Annotated in this window: 18 protein-coding genes; 8 read left to right on the plus strand and 10 right to left on the minus strand. The window is 54.1% G+C overall.

Going from position 1 to position 15,820, the window contains the following annotated elements:
• The first annotated feature begins 4 nt into the window (after positions 1-4).
• From DY250_RS14170 to DY250_RS06770, 6 genes are all read left to right on the plus strand, one after another.
• Positions 5-607: a hypothetical protein gene (locus tag DY250_RS14170; RefSeq protein ID WP_174904600.1), complete on the plus strand. Its 603-nt coding sequence runs from the start codon at positions 5-7 to the stop codon at positions 605-607.
• Between the two features lie 193 nt (positions 608-800).
• The gene (locus tag DY250_RS14255; RefSeq protein ID WP_218565556.1) at positions 801-1,490 is read left to right on the plus strand and encodes a hypothetical protein; all 690 of its coding nucleotides are present in this window, start codon (positions 801-803) and stop codon (positions 1,488-1,490) included.
• A 119-nt stretch (positions 1,491-1,609) separates the two neighbouring features.
• Entirely contained in the window at positions 1,610-2,647 is a 1,038-nt protein-coding gene (locus DY250_RS06755) for an AcrVA2 family anti-CRISPR protein (RefSeq protein ID WP_147293477.1), read from the plus strand.
• A 217-nt stretch (positions 2,648-2,864) separates the two neighbouring features.
• A complete protein-coding gene (locus DY250_RS14260; RefSeq protein WP_218565557.1) occupies positions 2,865-3,575 on the plus strand; it encodes a hypothetical protein in 711 nt (236 codons plus the stop codon).
• Between the two features lie 2 nt (positions 3,576-3,577).
• Positions 3,578-3,832 (plus strand): helix-turn-helix domain-containing protein, encoded by a 255-nt coding sequence (locus tag DY250_RS06765; protein ID WP_174904601.1) that lies wholly within the window; start codon positions 3,578-3,580, stop codon positions 3,830-3,832.
• A 229-nt stretch (positions 3,833-4,061) separates the two neighbouring features.
• Entirely contained in the window at positions 4,062-4,421 is a 360-nt protein-coding gene (locus DY250_RS06770) for a type II toxin-antitoxin system HicB family antitoxin (RefSeq protein ID WP_006986626.1), read from the plus strand.
• A gap of 795 nt (positions 4,422-5,216) precedes the next feature.
• Here DY250_RS06770 and umuC read toward each other — a convergent pair.
• Entirely contained in the window at positions 5,217-6,458 is a 1,242-nt protein-coding gene (gene umuC / locus DY250_RS06775) for a translesion error-prone DNA polymerase V subunit UmuC (protein WP_115611632.1), read from the minus strand.
• Entirely contained in the window at positions 6,442-6,849 is a 408-nt protein-coding gene (locus tag DY250_RS06780) for a LexA family protein (protein ID WP_245951058.1), read from the minus strand. Before DY250_RS06780 ends, umuC begins: the two co-directional genes overlap by 17 nt.
• 272 nt (positions 6,850-7,121) lie before the next feature.
• Here DY250_RS06780 and DY250_RS06785 point away from each other — a divergent pair, with 272 nt between their 5' ends.
• Complete coding sequence (locus DY250_RS06785; RefSeq protein ID WP_115611633.1) at positions 7,122-7,853, plus strand: hypothetical protein; 732 nt, start codon at positions 7,122-7,124, stop codon at positions 7,851-7,853.
• Positions 7,854-8,348: 495 nt separating this feature from the next.
• Positions 8,349-8,975, plus strand: coding sequence for a TIR domain-containing protein (locus DY250_RS06790; RefSeq protein WP_115611634.1), 627 nt, complete (start codon positions 8,349-8,351; stop codon positions 8,973-8,975).
• A gap of 451 nt (positions 8,976-9,426) precedes the next feature.
• Here the strand turns inward: DY250_RS06790 and DY250_RS06795 are convergent, their stop codons facing one another.
• From DY250_RS06795 to DY250_RS06830, 8 genes are all read right to left on the minus strand, one after another.
• Positions 9,427-10,110, minus strand: coding sequence for a DUF1281 family ferredoxin-like fold protein (locus DY250_RS06795; protein WP_115611635.1), 684 nt, complete (start codon positions 10,108-10,110; stop codon positions 9,427-9,429).
• A gap of 124 nt (positions 10,111-10,234) precedes the next feature.
• On the minus strand, positions 10,235-13,006 hold the full coding sequence (locus tag DY250_RS06800) for a DUF2958 domain-containing protein (protein WP_115611636.1): 2,772 nt from the start codon (positions 13,004-13,006) through the stop codon (positions 10,235-10,237).
• A 135-nt stretch (positions 13,007-13,141) separates the two neighbouring features.
• Positions 13,142-13,327 carry a hypothetical protein gene (locus DY250_RS06805; RefSeq protein WP_115611637.1) on the minus strand — a complete coding sequence of 62 codons (186 nt, stop codon included), beginning with the start codon at positions 13,325-13,327 and terminating at the stop codon, positions 13,142-13,144.
• A gap of 90 nt (positions 13,328-13,417) precedes the next feature.
• Positions 13,418-13,675 carry a hypothetical protein gene (locus DY250_RS06810; RefSeq protein ID WP_115611638.1) on the minus strand — a complete coding sequence of 86 codons (258 nt, stop codon included), beginning with the start codon at positions 13,673-13,675 and terminating at the stop codon, positions 13,418-13,420.
• Positions 13,676-13,780: 105 nt separating this feature from the next.
• A complete protein-coding gene (locus DY250_RS06815) occupies positions 13,781-14,116 on the minus strand; it encodes a type II toxin-antitoxin system PemK/MazF family toxin (protein ID WP_115611639.1) in 336 nt (111 codons plus the stop codon).
• Positions 14,113-14,430, minus strand: a complete 318-nt coding sequence (locus DY250_RS06820; protein WP_115611640.1) for an AbrB/MazE/SpoVT family DNA-binding domain-containing protein — start codon at positions 14,428-14,430, stop codon at positions 14,113-14,115. The genes DY250_RS06815 and DY250_RS06820 overlap by 4 nt, the downstream gene beginning before the upstream one ends.
• Positions 14,431-14,706: 276 nt before the next feature.
• A complete protein-coding gene (locus tag DY250_RS06825; RefSeq protein ID WP_115611641.1) occupies positions 14,707-15,156 on the minus strand; it encodes a hypothetical protein in 450 nt (149 codons plus the stop codon).
• A 149-nt stretch (positions 15,157-15,305) separates the two neighbouring features.
• The gene (locus DY250_RS06830) at positions 15,306-15,752 is read right to left on the minus strand and encodes a hypothetical protein (RefSeq protein ID WP_115611642.1); all 447 of its coding nucleotides are present in this window, start codon (positions 15,750-15,752) and stop codon (positions 15,306-15,308) included.
• Positions 15,753-15,820 lie beyond the last annotated feature (68 nt).

The following is a 15,820-nucleotide window of genomic DNA, read 5'->3' on the forward strand; positions in this document are numbered from 1 at the left end:
TATCATGACAATTCCATCCGAAAAAAACATGTACACCTTTGGGAAGATTGTTGCCGTTGCTGAAGAGCACGGCAAAATCCCTGTATCCGTGTTCGACGCACTAGTGCGTCGTCCTGTCTATGGTCTTGGTCTGCTCAACGGAAAAGACTGTTGGCGCCAAACCGTAACAGATACAACCGTAGAAGAAGAACTACGGATGTTGTTCGGAAAATTGCCAGGCGATATAGAAGACCCCCAAGGTGGGGTCAGTGAAGCCGGCCAATGTGCCTTTTGGTTAGGCTACTACCACCGCAAAAATTTGCGGGATGAAGAAGGACGGTTCACCCCGCCCATGCTCAACGAGGCTGGGAACCTTCTCTTTGGCGAACATTGGCAGAAGCCTATGGCCCAGGCTCTTGGCCTGAGTGATACGGCTCGCATCCGTGGCTGGCTCAAGGGGAGCAAGGTGCCTGTGGGTATTTGGTCGGAATTAGACGGCATGTTGCGCGAGCGTAAGAGTCGCATAAGCGCACTGCTGAACGCGAGTGAGAACGTAGCAGCTCAAGATGATGATGCCAATTTGCCCAATGGAGATTCACACGCTGAGAATCCCGCCAACGCGGGATAGACGGTGGTTCTCCTCTTAACGACGGTGAAAACCGAAATTGGGAATACCACAGAATGTGCCAGGTCAGCTTACTGATGCTTGTTAAGCATGATCTGGCGATTAAATATGACTTGTATTGTTCCTTAATTTAGGTACAATTCATAACCATGAAGGGAAGGCAATCGTGCCGCCCTGTTATAACACGAGGTGTACTATGAAATATGAAGATCTGGAACTACGGACCCTGAAAGGTAACAAGGTCATTATCAAAAGCCCGGAAGAAGGGAGCGAAATCGGCGTCATCGGCGGGGCTTGGATAGAGGGGTTGGGTGAGACCAATGCCAGCACATTAGGTTTTTGCTCCGGGGCTTCCCTCAGAGCATGGAGCTCTTTTAAGGGATTCGAGAACATGATTGACCCAGATGCCAGTTACGAGTGTTTCAAGTTCACAAGCCCCGTGGATGGCGCGGCTTGCTTAGACAAAGCGAGTACAGACGCGTTGCGAGAATTCAAACGGGCTCTATTTTGGGCACGGATTGAACAAGCCGGTGTGCGTGCGCAAGAAGAGAAGGCAGCGGAAGAAGCCGCCATCCCTGGATTGAGGGAATTACGCGCCGCGTATGACGCGGAGGAAAAATACCGCTCCGACTTCGCCGCCGCCATGGAGGACGAAATGCGCGATGGCGTGAATATGCCCGTAGCGCCACGGACGGATATTGACGCCTTAGCGGCGCAATACCCACGTGCCAACCTCTATCTTAAGGCCGAAGGGTACACCGACGCATCCCATTACGCCAAGGCTAGCGCAGGCCGAAAGGCTATGACACTCTTGCGTGAGGGTGGCACGATTGAGGAGGCGGCAGCCATCCTCGATGGCTGGTTAAGCGACGTCTATGTAGATTGAGCGTAAAACAGGCTATTTCAATTTTGAACCGGCAGACAGGACGTCTGCCGACAACCCTCTACAGCAGCAAATGACTGAACAAACTCGCCCATGCTAACGACACTATGTCGGGAGACCCCGTGAAACCGCAAGGCAAACATCCGGCGCAGCGCGTCACAGAGCGCTTGCTCAAGCATTTTCCGATCACCGTATCCTGGGCACTGGGGGAAGTCGGGGGCAAGGACCGCAACTGGCACAGTGCCTGTTATCTGCCGTCGACGGCGCTCATCAACTACGCCGTCGACACTGAGCCGCCACAGCGGCAGGAGACTTTCCGGGAAATGTTAGCCCTGCAAAGCATCCTGTCCTGGCGCGCCACCCAGGGCATCTACCGTTTCGATCCTGACCTGTACCGGGAAATCGCAGCCACGCCCCTCACCTCGACCCTGCCAGTCGAAGCATTCTTCACCTTGCCGGCATGGGGGATCTATCTCGAGTTGCAGGATGGGCGCTTTGCCGGCCGCGCAGTGGATGGGGTATTTGTCTCTTTGAGCGATGACAGCGCCAGCGAAGGCTATGGCCTGGAATTGCGGCTGGTCTTTGTCGCCGGACGCGGCGATAGCATCGTCTCGTTTCCCCTGCCGTTGACCGGTGGCACCATCGGTGACTGTCTGGATGCCTTGCAGGTATCGGGTGTCCACAGCCTGCAAAAACACCTTGGCCGTGAGGCTGCCGGGACGATATCGCCGCTACGGGAAGATGCCGACTTTGTGGCCGACCTCGCCCGGTGTCTCTCCCTGGTGCTCTATCTGTGCAGTGAAGAGCCGGACACCCCGGCCCCGCGCGCCCGGCCACTGCCGCGACGCGACAAACGGGGTGCAGTGATTGTCGAGGCCGTACAGCCCAAAGTCTGGGACGTCGGCCTGCGTTTTGGTACCCAATACCGCGCCTGGCAAGGCAGCCACACGAGTGAAGGAGCAGACAGCGGCCATGGCGGAAGTGTGCGGCCGCATGTGCGCCGTGCTCACTGGCACGGGTACTGGTACGGCAAACTGGACCAGGCAGAAAAACGCACCTTCCGACTGCGCTGGCTTTCGCCCATCCTGGTGGGCGATCATCACGGCGAGCTGCCGGCGGTGGTTCACCCAGTGAAAAAATCCCCGCTAAAGCACGGATAGGAGAGCAGCGGATTTTCCAGCGGTCGATATAACAATGCAGAGCGAAACCAAGAAACGACGGAAATGCCTCCACCCTGGTATATCCTCCACTCCGGCTTATTGATGCCTGTGGGGTATGTGCGGGTGAGGAAAAGTTGCTTGCAATGTTCCTAGATTTAGGCACAATATCTAACCAGGGATGGCAATCGTGCCGCCCTAATGAAACACGAGGTGTACGATGGAAAAGAAAAAATTTGAAGACTACAAAGAACTGGAACTGCGGACTTTACATGGCCGCAAAGTTATTCTCAAAGTCTTGGGATTAGAGGCAAAAACCCTCTTCGGCGGTGCATGGGTCGAAGGCGTCGGTGATACGGATGCCGCAGGGTATGCAACCGTCCTTATGCCCGATGGGAGAACACTCATGGAGTCCGGCCTGTTTGAGGGATGCGATATTGACCCGGAAGAAACCTACTTCGTTATAGAGGCTACCCACCCCATGCGCGGTCGTATAGTCTTTGACAAGGCCAGCAGCGACGCCCTGCGCGATTTTAACCACGCCAGAAACCAGGCGGCATTAGCCGTGAGGGAGGCAAAATATGCCGCCGAGGAGGCGGCGGTTGAAGCGGTTATACCGGGATACTTGCAACTTCGCGACGCACGCCGGCTTTGGTCAAAATACCATGCAGATTTTGCCGCTGCCATGGAGTCTGAGGACATGGACGGGGTCAACATGCCGACCATGCCGAAAGTGGACATGGACGAGCTGAGACTCAAATATCCTCGTGCGGCGGTCTATATGAGGGCGATTGACTGCGAAAACGGCTCCCATTTCATGTTGGCAAAGGCGGGCAAGAAAGCCAAAGAGCTGCTCCTGAGCGGCGGCAGCCTCGATGAAGCGACCGCTATCCTCGATAACTGGACGAATGAAATAAACATGTGGAATTAAAAATGGAATCGGCATTTAAGTTTGACCCGGCGGACATGGAGACCGCCGGCAAAGCCCTGTATGGCCGCGAGTGGCAGAGCAAACTCGCGCACAGCCTAGGGGTGGATCCGCGCCGGGTTCGGCAATGGCTTGCCGGTGAGCGCCGACCCCGGCCGGGGGTGATGCTGGACATCATTGCCCTGCTTGAGGCAAACAAGGCTGAAGTCGGGACGGCCATCCGGCTGCTGAAGCGCAAGTACAAGCCACCGGTGGAATAGCAGCGGGTTACCCTGCTGACCCTCAACAGCGATGCGCTGACTGTGTCGCCCCAAACGACCCCTCAATTTGAGGGGTTTTTTGTATAACGACGCCGACCGAGAATTTGGGGAGATCAAGGCTTCGATAATGAAACACTAAAAATAATGCCAAGAACATATCATAATCAGTGTTGCATGCTATTTAGGAACGGAATATCCTAGCCACCTCGAAAATAACCGGAGGTAGATCATGCAACAACACGAGTTCACCAGAATGCAAGTACGCTTGCCCGAAGAGCTGTATGCACAGCTCAAAGAGATTTGTGAGAAAAAGCGACTGTCGCTGAACCAATATTTTCTTGAAGCCCTGGAGCAGGCTGTCCGCTTCGAAAAACGGCGGAATCGACGGCTTATATACAACGACTGGAACACCAAGCACAGTAGTGCCCAAGACTTTACGGATGATTACATACTGCGAGCTGCTGACGGGATCACCGAATTCCTTGCTGACCATCCCCAGTACGAACTTGTGAACATTGAGACAAGACCATCGGGTTTGCGCCTGTGGTACACCTACCCGATTGACGAGTATGGGCGTGAAGTCCGCTGATGGACGCTAACCGGAAGCCTGGAATTCGGCGACAACATCGCAAAATGGCCTGTATTTCTCGGCACAGGATCGTTTACAACGGTTATCAGGCACCAAAACTGCGAAGAATGGTTAACTGTCTCTAACCACCTTTAAGACACAGAAGACATGTTTGGAAAGAAAAATTGGTGTTCATAGGTATCGTTAAAGTAAATAAACCGTGGTTACGACAAATTACCTCAATACCCAAAACTAATTCAAATTCTTTCTTTGAAAGGGTTATCTTGCGATAAAACACCTATTATGCCGCAAGATAACCATAAAATATAAAAACCCCTTCAATAACAAGGGGATAAGATAATTAAGGGTGCATCTACTTTCTATTCTCCAGAATCAATCTTACAATTGGCCCTAGAGACAAAAGAGCTGCCAATCATACGGCAGCTCAGGAATTGGGATACGGTATTGCCGTACCGTATCCCCGGTGGATCCGTAGCCACAGTCCCATGAAAGAGCCTAGGTACAGAGTTTGTTACACACAAGCAGTATTCTACAGGTTTTTTCAGGTTGTTCTATTACGGAAGGCCTCTTTTCACAAATAAAGAGAACAAAAAACTCAATGGAGGAATCCCATGAAAAAACTTCAACGTAACCAACAGATACAACGGGAAGATACTTTCCGTTTAACCCTGAAAAAATCCAGGGAACTGTGTTTGTTTGGTTTCCATCTGCAGTTCCGCTTCAAGTTCTGCATCAGTAGGTAAACAATTCAATAAGGAGGGCGTCGGGCAACCGACGCCGTATTTTTTGTCCCCGTCACCGGCAGCGAGGCAAATCCTCCCAGCGGGTGGTATAGGCCGGACTGAGCATGCCGCGCCGCATCGCCCATGGTTGGCCGATGCCCTGCGCCGCAAGAAAGACATCATGACGCTTGCGCTGGTTCAGGGCATCAATGACCTGCATCAGCCGGTGATCATTGCGGATGCCTGGCACGGGGAACAACGGCGGCTGCCGCTCGCCCCGGCTGAACTCGGAGAGCAGGACACCGGCCTTGGCAAATTTGACCCCAGCCCGAAATATCTCCAGCGCCGCCGGGCGTACCGCTCGCAACAGGTCGCGGGTGTCGGCCGTCGATGCTGCCAGGGCAACGGTGCGCTGCGCACTGTAGGGCTGTTGCCCATAACGAGCGCTACGGGCAAAGACCGTCACCATGCGGCATTCCTGCTTCTCCTGGCGTAGTTTCTCGGCGGCACGTGCGGTGTACTCAGCCACCGCTTCACATAATGCCTCTGGGTCAGTGATCGCACTTGAGAAAGAACGGCTGCTGATGATTTGCTGCTTCGGGGGACGCACCTCTTCCAGCAGCAGGCAGCTTTGCCCGTTTAACTCGGCCACCGTACGCGCCAGGACAATGTTGAAGCGCTGCCGGATCCATCCCGGATGACTGTCGGCGAGCTGTAGCGCGGTTTGGATACCTAGGGCACGCAGATGCTGTCCCAGACGGCGACCAATACCCCACACCTCTTCCACCGGGGTGATGGCAAGCAGGCGGCGCTGCCGGACCGGGTCGGACAAATCCACTACCCCGCCGGTCTTGGGATACTGCTTGGCAGCATGGTTGGCGAGTTTCGCCAAAGTCTTGCTCGGCCCAAAACCAATACCGCAGGTGATACCGGTCCATTGCCGGATGACCTGTCGCCACTCGCGCCCCAGCGCTTCCAGACCAGAAAAACCGCCGGCATCGACAAAACACTCGTCAATGCTGTACACCTCAAGCGCCGGGGCAAAAGTGGCGATGGTCTGCATCACCCGGTTGGAAATATCGGCATAGAGACCGTAGTTACTGGAAAAGACCGCAACACCGCGCGTGCGGAGGTAATCCCGGCAGCGGAAATAAGGCTCCCCCATCGGAATACCCAACAGCTTGGCCTCGGCATTACGGGCAATGACACAGCCGTCGTTATTGGACAGCACCACCACTGGCTTGCCGCGCAAATCCGGGCGATAGACCTGCTCGCAAGAGGCGAAGAAAGAATTGGCATCAATCAGCGCGATCATGGCGGGCCTTACCCCGGCGCAATTTGCGGATGACGGCCGTCACCACACCGACAATCTCAAAATCGCTGTCAGCGGAAACCGGCTGCGCCTTGTAGGCAGCATTGTGCGGAATCAATAAAGGTGCGCCGTCAACAAAGCCCAGCTCCTTAACGGTAAAGCCGCCATCCAGGGCGGCGATGATGATATCGCCACTCTGCGCCTGCAAAGAGCGGTCCACACACAACACGTCGCCGGGGAAAATCCCGGCATCAATCATGGAATCCCCATCGGGTTCGACGCGTAAATAAAAGGTCGCCGGCGCGTTGCGCACGCAATACTCGTTGAGGTCGAGCATCTGCTCGACGTAGTCATCGGCCGGGCTGGGGAAACCGGCAGCGACGCAGGTGAGCATGAGCGGCAGAGGTAGGTATGGTGGTTCCGCCGGGGCGCAGCCGATGTAGGCAACTTGCGCCGGAGGAGTCGGGCTAGAGGATGGAACCGCAGAGTTGGCAGGTGGTGGGGAGGAGAAGGATTTCATGCGGGCATGATCATTTGATACTGTTGTATTTGGGGTGCTTTGAGCACAGGCTAAATGATTATGTTCTAGGCACCAAGACAAAACTGGTGGCAATCATAAGAAAAATAGTATAATACACTCACAAAAAATTTGTTTGTGGAGGAAAAATGGAATATGGGTTTAACCTGAATGAAGAGGATATTACTTCATTACTTGGAAATAGGGTAGATTACTATTTTAATATTGGAAGTGGACAACAGAATACTCAAAAAGAAAAAATAATGGAGAGTTTGGAAAATCATGTTGACTTACCTCGAATAATAAATGCTGATAAGATTATAAAAGAATGGTTTCCACAAGTTCCTGTCGATATTTTTCTTTCTCACTCCCACGAAGATGAGAAGTTAGTTGTAGCTCTATCTGGATGGCTGAAAGAAAACTTTAATCTGAGTGGTTTCGTTGATTCTACCGTCTGGAAACATATTGATGAATTACTACCAGAGCTTGTAGCAGAAGATAATCGTAATGCTGTTCACAAATATATAATGTTAGCCTCTTCACTTGCGAAGACTATGAATCAATGCAAGGGTTTCTTTTTTATAGAAACGCCAAACTCCTATAAATTTCAAAAATCAAAAGGGTTCACCAACTCTCCTTGGCTCTATTTTGAGATGACCATGAGCCAAATATTCTTGTCAAAAGAAAGGTTTTCCTTGGAGGAGAGAAAAGATTCGAGACCATCCATTGAATATTCAATTTATCCAGAAAACTTGGTACCACTTTCTCTTAAGGCACTACAATCATGGAAATCATTCTATTCAATAACAATGATGAGGAAGTGTCCTTCCAGCGTTATAGAAAAATTAGAGAAGTTATATGAAGAAGCGTTATCTTCTTAGGGTATTTATATGGATAATGAACAATATAAAATAGCACACCTAAACATGGTGCAGAATGTAATAAACCGCATGGGTAATAATTGCTTTTTAATAAAAGGATGGGCTATAACTTTACTTTCTGCGTTGTTGACTGTGCTATGGGAAAAAGGACACCTCTGGATAATGTTTATTCCCTTAATATTATTCTGGTATCTTGATAGTTTTTATCTTCGTCAAGAGCGTTTATATAGGAACTTATATAATAAGATTATAGTCGGAGATCAGGCAGTAGTTAAATATTCGCTGTGCACAAAGAATTGCGAGAATAATAAAACAAAACTCCAAGCGGCAGCCTTTTCGCGATCAATAGCTCCTTTTTATGTAACCATAGCTGCACTGCTGCTATCTTATTGCCTATTTTCTCTACTTAAATATCTACTTAAATAAAATATTATTTCTATATAAATCAACATCTAATATAAATTAGATCTTAATAATATTTATTAGGATTATAAAATGGGGAATAAAATATTCATTTCATATAAGTATGCAGATGATAGCGTAAAGCAATTGCCCAGCGCTAGTTATCATGCGCCTACTACGGCGCGGCATTATGTCAACATCATTCAGCAAAAACTAGAACGAGACGGCACCCACATCAACAAGGGTGAGCTGGATAATGAAGATCTTAGCGAATTTCGTGATGATACTATTCGCTCCCATCTAGCCAGGAAAATTTTTGACAGCTCGGTGACGATTGTTCTCATGTCACCCAATATGCGGGAGTTCCATGTTCCAGAAAGGGATCAATGGATCCCATGGGAAATTTCTTATTCATTACGTCTCAAGCGTGCTGGGGATAACAGAAGTAATCGTAACGGCATATTATTGATTTACCTTCCGGATCTATTTGGGCAATACAATTATAACGATGGAAGATATCAAGCCGAATTTACAATTATCCGTAGGAATCAAGATAATATTAAACCATTCAAAAATGATCCATTATTAAGGCTTCCGGCATCATATTTTATAAGTTGTACATGGGATCAGTTCTTGTCGCAAAGGCATTTCTGGATTGCCAATGCCGACCGGCAGCGACATTTTGCTGAACGTTACGATATTACCATACAGGTAGATTGATCCGTTGTCTTAATGTTCCAGTACAGACGATCTCGCGTCCATTGTCATGTCGTCCCGGCAATAATCACTGTCACCACCCCCCAAAACGGCAAACGACCTTGTAGATATCCCTGAACAATCTCTCGCTAATTCCCCTTAATTTTGTATAATGACCTTGGACGTCCGCACGAGCGTCTAACGCGTATCATCGTGCTGTAGCAGCCTTGCCGGACGAAATAGCTGCTTTAAATCCGGCCAGTCGGGGACAGGTTGCGCGAGTTAATACCAGAGACAGCTCCCCTGCCCAGACACTCGAAGCGAGGCGGTAGTTGCAGGTACCATGCGGCTACCGCCATCTTTTTTAGCGACTACCTGTCCGGCAGATTCCCCGGATTGCTCTGCTAGCGCTTCCAGAAGTCATTCGCACAGATGTACGACTAAAAAAAGCGCCCGTAGGCGCTTTATTTGTAGCTCAGTCATGGTCGTGATCGATATAGACGTAGCGGTGTTGCGCTCCATCCCAGCGGTATTCTTCCTCACCGCCCCACAACGAAAAAGCAATCTCGTAGGCTTCGCGGCTGCCGTCAAGTACCCAGCCAGCATCAAACCACTTCCCATTTTTGATGGTGTAGCGACCAGCATTGTTGCCGAGGTCTTCATCAGCGTAGCGGACTTCAAACGTCAGCTGCGGATGTTGCCGTGACAGCGCATCAATAATGGGGCCCGGATGTGCCCAAGCCGTTTCAAAGGTACAGCGGTCACTGTCTTCTAGGCGGTATTCATGGCAGTTCCACTTGGTACCCCACTCCTCTACACACCAGTCGTACCAGGTCGCGTAACCGTAGAGGCTGCGGCAGAGGTGATAGCGGCGTGCCAGGGGCAGCCACTCGGCAAGCGGCATGGGCCGGCAAATGTTGTAAGTATTGCCGTAGTCGTCTTGCCCGAAACGTAGGAAACTGGGTGGGGCATTTTCCGGCTGGATGATGTCCCGAAAGGACAGACCGTCGAAAATCAGCCTTTCGTAATGGCCGCTGTTCGAGCCGCTCTCGGTTTTTTCCAGTGCCAGCGGCATCGGGATGATGCGGTTGAAGTCTCGCAGCTTGCCAAGGACTTCGAGGTTGTCGCAGCGGACAGAATTGGCTACCCAATTTGGCATAAATAACTCCTTTGTTTGCATGAAAAAAAGGAGCAATCCCCCAACGGGGGACTGCCCCGTCAGGGAATGGGTCTTGTGACCCGGTGGTGGCGTTACCGCCGATGATGGCCTTGCGGCCGGTGGGTTAGGCGCGGCCGAGCAGCTGCTTGGCCAACGCTTCCGTGATGGAGTTCTCGCCGTCTCCCTCCTCGACCAAAGCGTCGAGTCCGGTTTCCGGCATCACCCCCATGGTGGACAGCGCGGTCTTGATCTTGCGCGCCATCAGTTCCATGCACTGCACCTGGGCACTACCGGCATAACAGGCGTAATAGACCTTGACGGCCTCTTTTTGCCCGATCCGCCAGCTGCGGCGCGAGGCCTGGGCGACCGTATAGACGTTGTAGCCCGTCTGCATGAAATACAGCGTCGGAAAGGCGAGCAGGTCAAGGCCGGTTTTCACCAGCTCCGGATTGGTGATAAGGACATCCACACCGCGTTCGACCTGGTCGTTGATCCAGTCTTCACGCGCATCGCTGCCAACGGTTGAGCGCAGCACCGCCACACTCAACCCATGGGCCTGCAACAGATTGCGCAGCCGGGTTGAGGTGTCATGGCCGCCGGTGTAGGTGGTATAGACGATGACACGCCGGCCCAAGGCCTTTTCGGCGAGGCATAGCTCGATCACATCTGCCTCCTTCGGCGTCGGCGTATCGGCGTCGTATAGCGCGGCCTGTTGCGCCAGCAGATCCTGTTTGTCGTGCGGGTGCACGACCTTTTCGTCGCGGAAACAGGTTTCTGGCCAGCGCAGCAGGGCATTGATGACCACCCCCGTAAGGGAATTGTCACGATGGGCCAGCGCTTCACGCAATGCCGTTTGCAGTTGCTGGGTCAGGGAACGGTTCGCATCCGCCATCCAGACCGGCATGTCAATGACGCGCGTTTCTTCTGTGAAGTCCGGCAGGATGTTGTCACCCAGATCGCTGAGGCGCATGAACACCGTATACGGCAGTACGAAGCGGGCTATGCCGAGTGGCGAAAATCCCGGTGCTTTGCGTGACGACGTCGTCGACTTTTTCGCGCGTGATGTCTGAAAACTCTCACCTTCCTGGTTCAAGTGCACAATATCGATCAAGCAACCATAATGGCGCATGAAATTGGTCTCAGAGGCCGCAAGCGAGTTGTTTTTCGCGACACCGAAGCCCAACTTCGTCATGACGCCGGGCATGGCGCGAAACAAGAGGTAGAAAAGGTCGGAGGCGTAGCCGCCCATCAATGTACCGGTGAGGCATAGCACCTTGTCAGCACGGTCACAGAGCACGGCCATGGCCTGCCCCTGGGCAGAGCCGGCATTCTTGTACTCGTGTGCTTCGTCAACCAGCGCCAGGGAAAACGCCGTGCGCGGAAAGAAGCGCTTGACGAACTCGGACGGCTGATAGCTGACATTGCGCAGGGCAAACTCTTGCCGCCCCAAGGCTTTTTCGAGGCGCTCGGCCTGACGGTCGTTGAAGAAGAAACCGCCGTCGGCCGTTTGCAGGTTGACGAAATCGAAGATGTTATCGTCGATGACCGTCTCCAGCGTCTCGGTGCCGAAGGTGTCGAGCAGGCGGGTCGTGGTGGCCGCACCGATGCCCGGCAGGGAACCGAGGAACTTGCGCAGGCGATCTTCCGGCGTTTGTTCGCCGTTATCCTGATGCCGCATCGTCCACAGCGCCGCACCGCAATTTTTGCAATGCTCGCGCCGTTCCTTGCCCCAGCTGCCGCCGGCGTGCAGCGGTCTACCCTCGCTGTCGGTGCAGTAGCTGCCGCAATGCTGGCAGGCGATGGCCGGGTAACTCTCGAGGCGTTGTTTGCCGTCACTGAGTGTGGCCATAAAACGGTAGGGACGGGTCCAGTAGGACGGCCGCCAGAAAAAACCCATGCGCATCCGCACACGGCCGATGACCAGATAGTGCGGCCGGCCACTCTGCGTGATGTCACGCAGACGTTTGCGGAACAGCTGCAGCTCGCGGATGGCGTTACTGCCATTGATAACGGTAACCACCGCGTCCGGCACAGTGTCGAGGATCTCGCGCCGCCATTTGTAAACCAGGTGCGGCGGTGAAATCACCAGGACAGGTTTGCGGGAGAAACCACGCTGCATCAGCGCCGAGACGCAGATGCCCATCATGGTTTTGCCCGTGCCCATTTCGCCGTTCAAAAAAATTGCCGGCAAGTTGTGCTCGACCAGCCCGGCATAGCAGGCAAGAATGCGGTGTTTCTGGGCGGCAAAGGGTTGACGCTGCAAACTGGCGAGGACTTCATCCTGCCAGGGAGCATGGGTGCCGTCATAGAGGACCGGTGTCTGTTTGCTGATCTGCTCGAGCAGCGGCGTGCTAAAGTCGGTGAGGAACTGCGCCAGCGGCATGACATGTTCATCATCCTCGGGCTTTTCATCCTCAGCCGATGGTAGGGCCACTGTCGTGGCATCGTCGCCAAGAGGTTCGCCACCCTCGCTTGCGACGGCAGGTGTGGTTCCACTTGGCGGCATATCGTCCCAATCCAGGACAATGCGTCGGGCCTGGCGGGCATGATGGGCATACACTGAGAGCGGGGCGGTGGCGCGGAAGTCGGGATCGTTGACCAAGGGAATGCCGAATGAGCTGGTGGCGTCAACAATCTCGTTCAGGTCAACATAACCCAGCTCAGGGAATCCCATGCCTAGGTCGCATAGGCCGAAGGCGATGTCATCATCGATTTCCGACAAGAGCCAATGGTGCTCGTGCCCGGGGACAGCCAAATGTACGACCGGCATGGGGTCGTGACCTTCAGCATAGTGCCGTTGGTGGTTGGCATGCAGGGTGGCGATTTGCTGTGGGGTGAAAAGCAGCGTAGCCATGCTGGTAGGTTTGACAGCGGCTACGTTGATAGTATCGGACATGGTGTTCTCCTTTGAACATTGGGAATGAATAAAGGGGAACACCACCACAGGGGAAGTGTTCCCCTGTGGGATGTTGGGCAGAGCCCAGAATCAGCTCGGGCCGCATACGGCTCGAGTAGTGGTTGACGTCAACGGTTACGGCTTCCCGTCTTCCGTGACAGAATTGGCATCGTCTGCCGGGTTAGTTGTGATCAAACCGACAATGCCCGGCCCGAAGTCTTGGGCGAGGCGTGCTCGCAGCGCCTGCTCGAAGCGGGTGGCGCGGGTGGTGGTGTCGGCATCGTGTCTATCGTCGCCGAGAAACGAGATTTGGATTTCCATGGTGTTCTCCAGTTCGGGAAAAAGAAAAAGGGGAACACCACCCGGCGGGGAAGTATTCCCCGTGGGGTGAGGGCACGGCGGCCCGGGAGGTTAATCGGCCCGGTACGGGAGGTAGTTACGAACGGGTGAATACTCGTGGCGGAGCACGACCAGTTCGGCCGGTGTACCACGCGCACGCATGGTGTCGAGGAAGAGCGACGCGTCGTCGTCTTCTTCCAGGTAGGCAGTCTCGTCGTCCCGGTAGGACCAGGGACTTATGCGTCCGGCGATACCCAGAGCGCGCAATTCGGCCATGGGCACTTCTACCCAGCCGTGGCTGGGGTCTTGATGGTAGATGTAGTTGGACATGGTGTTCTCCTAGAAAAACAGGAGAACGACCCGGACAGGGGCGTTCCCCTGCGGGTTGGATGCGTGCCCAAGACACGCGGAAGAGGCACCGGAAGGTGCGAAAGATCAGACGGCGACCAATTCTTGCAACAACATGCTCATCGTCTCGACCACCGTTTGGTCCGCCTTTTCGACGAACTCAATATTACGTTCACGGTAATCTAATGATTTGAGCTGGATGGAAATGGCCACGCCACGAATGATGTCGCCATCAATGGCCACCTCGGCATTGTTGCCGCGAATGGTGGAGGTTATCGGGCATACCAATACGAAGCCGGTCAGTCGTGATAGCAGCTGGTCGCTGACTACCAACGCCGGGCGGCGTTTCTGGATTTCACGTCCCATGGCTGGGTCAAAATCAATGTAGATGATGTCGCCTCTGGCGGGAATGTAGCGGCTCATAGCAGCTCCCTCCCGACGGGGCGCATGTCCATCCACTCGCGATCTTCTTCGGTCTGGAAGGTATCGGGTGTAACCCCTTTAAGAATTTCTTCCAGCCTCAGACGTTTGACCTTGGCCCTGGACGGACTCAGGACTATCGCGCCGTCTTGCAGGGCAACATCGAAATGATCACCGATGCCGACACCGAGCTGTTCTAGCAGGGCTTTCGGCAGGGCAACGATGTTGGCATTGCCGCTCTTGCGGATGGTGATGGATGGCATGGTAATCTCCGGCTCAGTTTTACCGAAGTATAACCCATGGATGAAGAAATTCATGGTGTTCTCCTAAAAAAACAGGAGAACGACCCGGTACAGGGGCGTTCCCCTGCGGGTTGGGTGATGCTGCCGGGTGGTGGCAGCGCGGGTAGAGTTGGGTCGTCACGCCATCGCGAGGATGACGTTGCCGGGTTACAGACGAGTTTGACACCCGCGTACGGGTGCTGTGCGATCGCGCCGGCTCTGTTGCGTTTAGAGTTCGCCAACTACTAGGGGCGAGTATAGCACCGGCACCCGGCAAGAAAAAACCGCCCCGGAAGGCGGTTGGCTGGCCGGTTATGCCGGACTCTGCTGAAGTTGGGCCAGATAGCATGCCAGGTTGCGGTCAACCGCCACCGGCAGGTATTGGCCAATATCCAGGGCATACTCGGTACCGCTCCACTCGTTGGTGAAACAGGCGCTGAGGATAGCCCGGTCATCGACATAGGGACACAGCCTGAGCCGCGCCAGTTTTAATTTGCCGCCGAACTCTGCCGAGGTCATGCCGAGCGGGATGGCAAGGTCGTAAAGGTGTTGCCGGAATTCCCAGAACACCGAGAGGATGCGCTGCAACGCGGCAACATCAATGTCGATGACAAGATCCGGCAAGGGTAGATCGTTGGGGTCGGACATGTAAACCTGATCCAGTTCGGCTGACCCCGCCGGCAGTTCCAGACGCAGCCAGAGACGGCCGTCTTCGTGTACCGGGAGGAAAAGAGCCGCCGGGGCAGTGGTTGATGTGGACATAAAGGCTCCTGTGCAGGGTTGAAAAACACGGGAGCCTCCCCACGTGGAAAGACTCCCGTCGTGGGGGTGATGGTCCGCCGGGGCGGACCGGACAAACAGGGCTGCTTCAGGCCGGACCGGAATCCGGGCTGTAACAGGAAGGGATCGGTTTATGCCTGTGCCGGCAGGCTCTCCAGCCAGGCTTGCAGGGCATCCGCCTCCGCAAAGGGAAAGCACTGACTCAGGTCGAGAAAATACTCCCCGTTCCCGTCGACGGCCGCATCGTAGAAATGCAGCTCCAGGTCAAGCTGGGACCCGGTGAAGAGGTAGAGACAGGGCGAGAGGATGTCGCCGGCAAAACCGGCGGACGAAACATCGATGCGCAGGGCGACATGATGCAGAAGAGCATCTTCGCGTTGCGAGACCGCGAGGGCGGCCGCAAAACGCGCCACGTCAATGTCGATCACCGCATCGGGCAGCGGCAGGGCATCGTCGTGCGGAGGCACGACATCGGCCAGCAGGGACGCACCCGGCGGCAATGCCAGCCGCAAGACGCAGCGGCCGTTCTTTTCGGAAACCACGAAGGCGGGTTCGGTGACAGGGATGGCAGTGTTCATAACAGACTCCGGTGAAAAAAAGCACGGGAGCCTTCCCCGCCGGGAAAACGCCCGTGCGGGGGAAGAGA

This window comes from Cardiobacterium valvarum (assembly GCF_900460955.1).
Lineage (GTDB): Bacteria > Pseudomonadota > Gammaproteobacteria > Cardiobacteriales > Cardiobacteriaceae > Cardiobacterium > Cardiobacterium valvarum.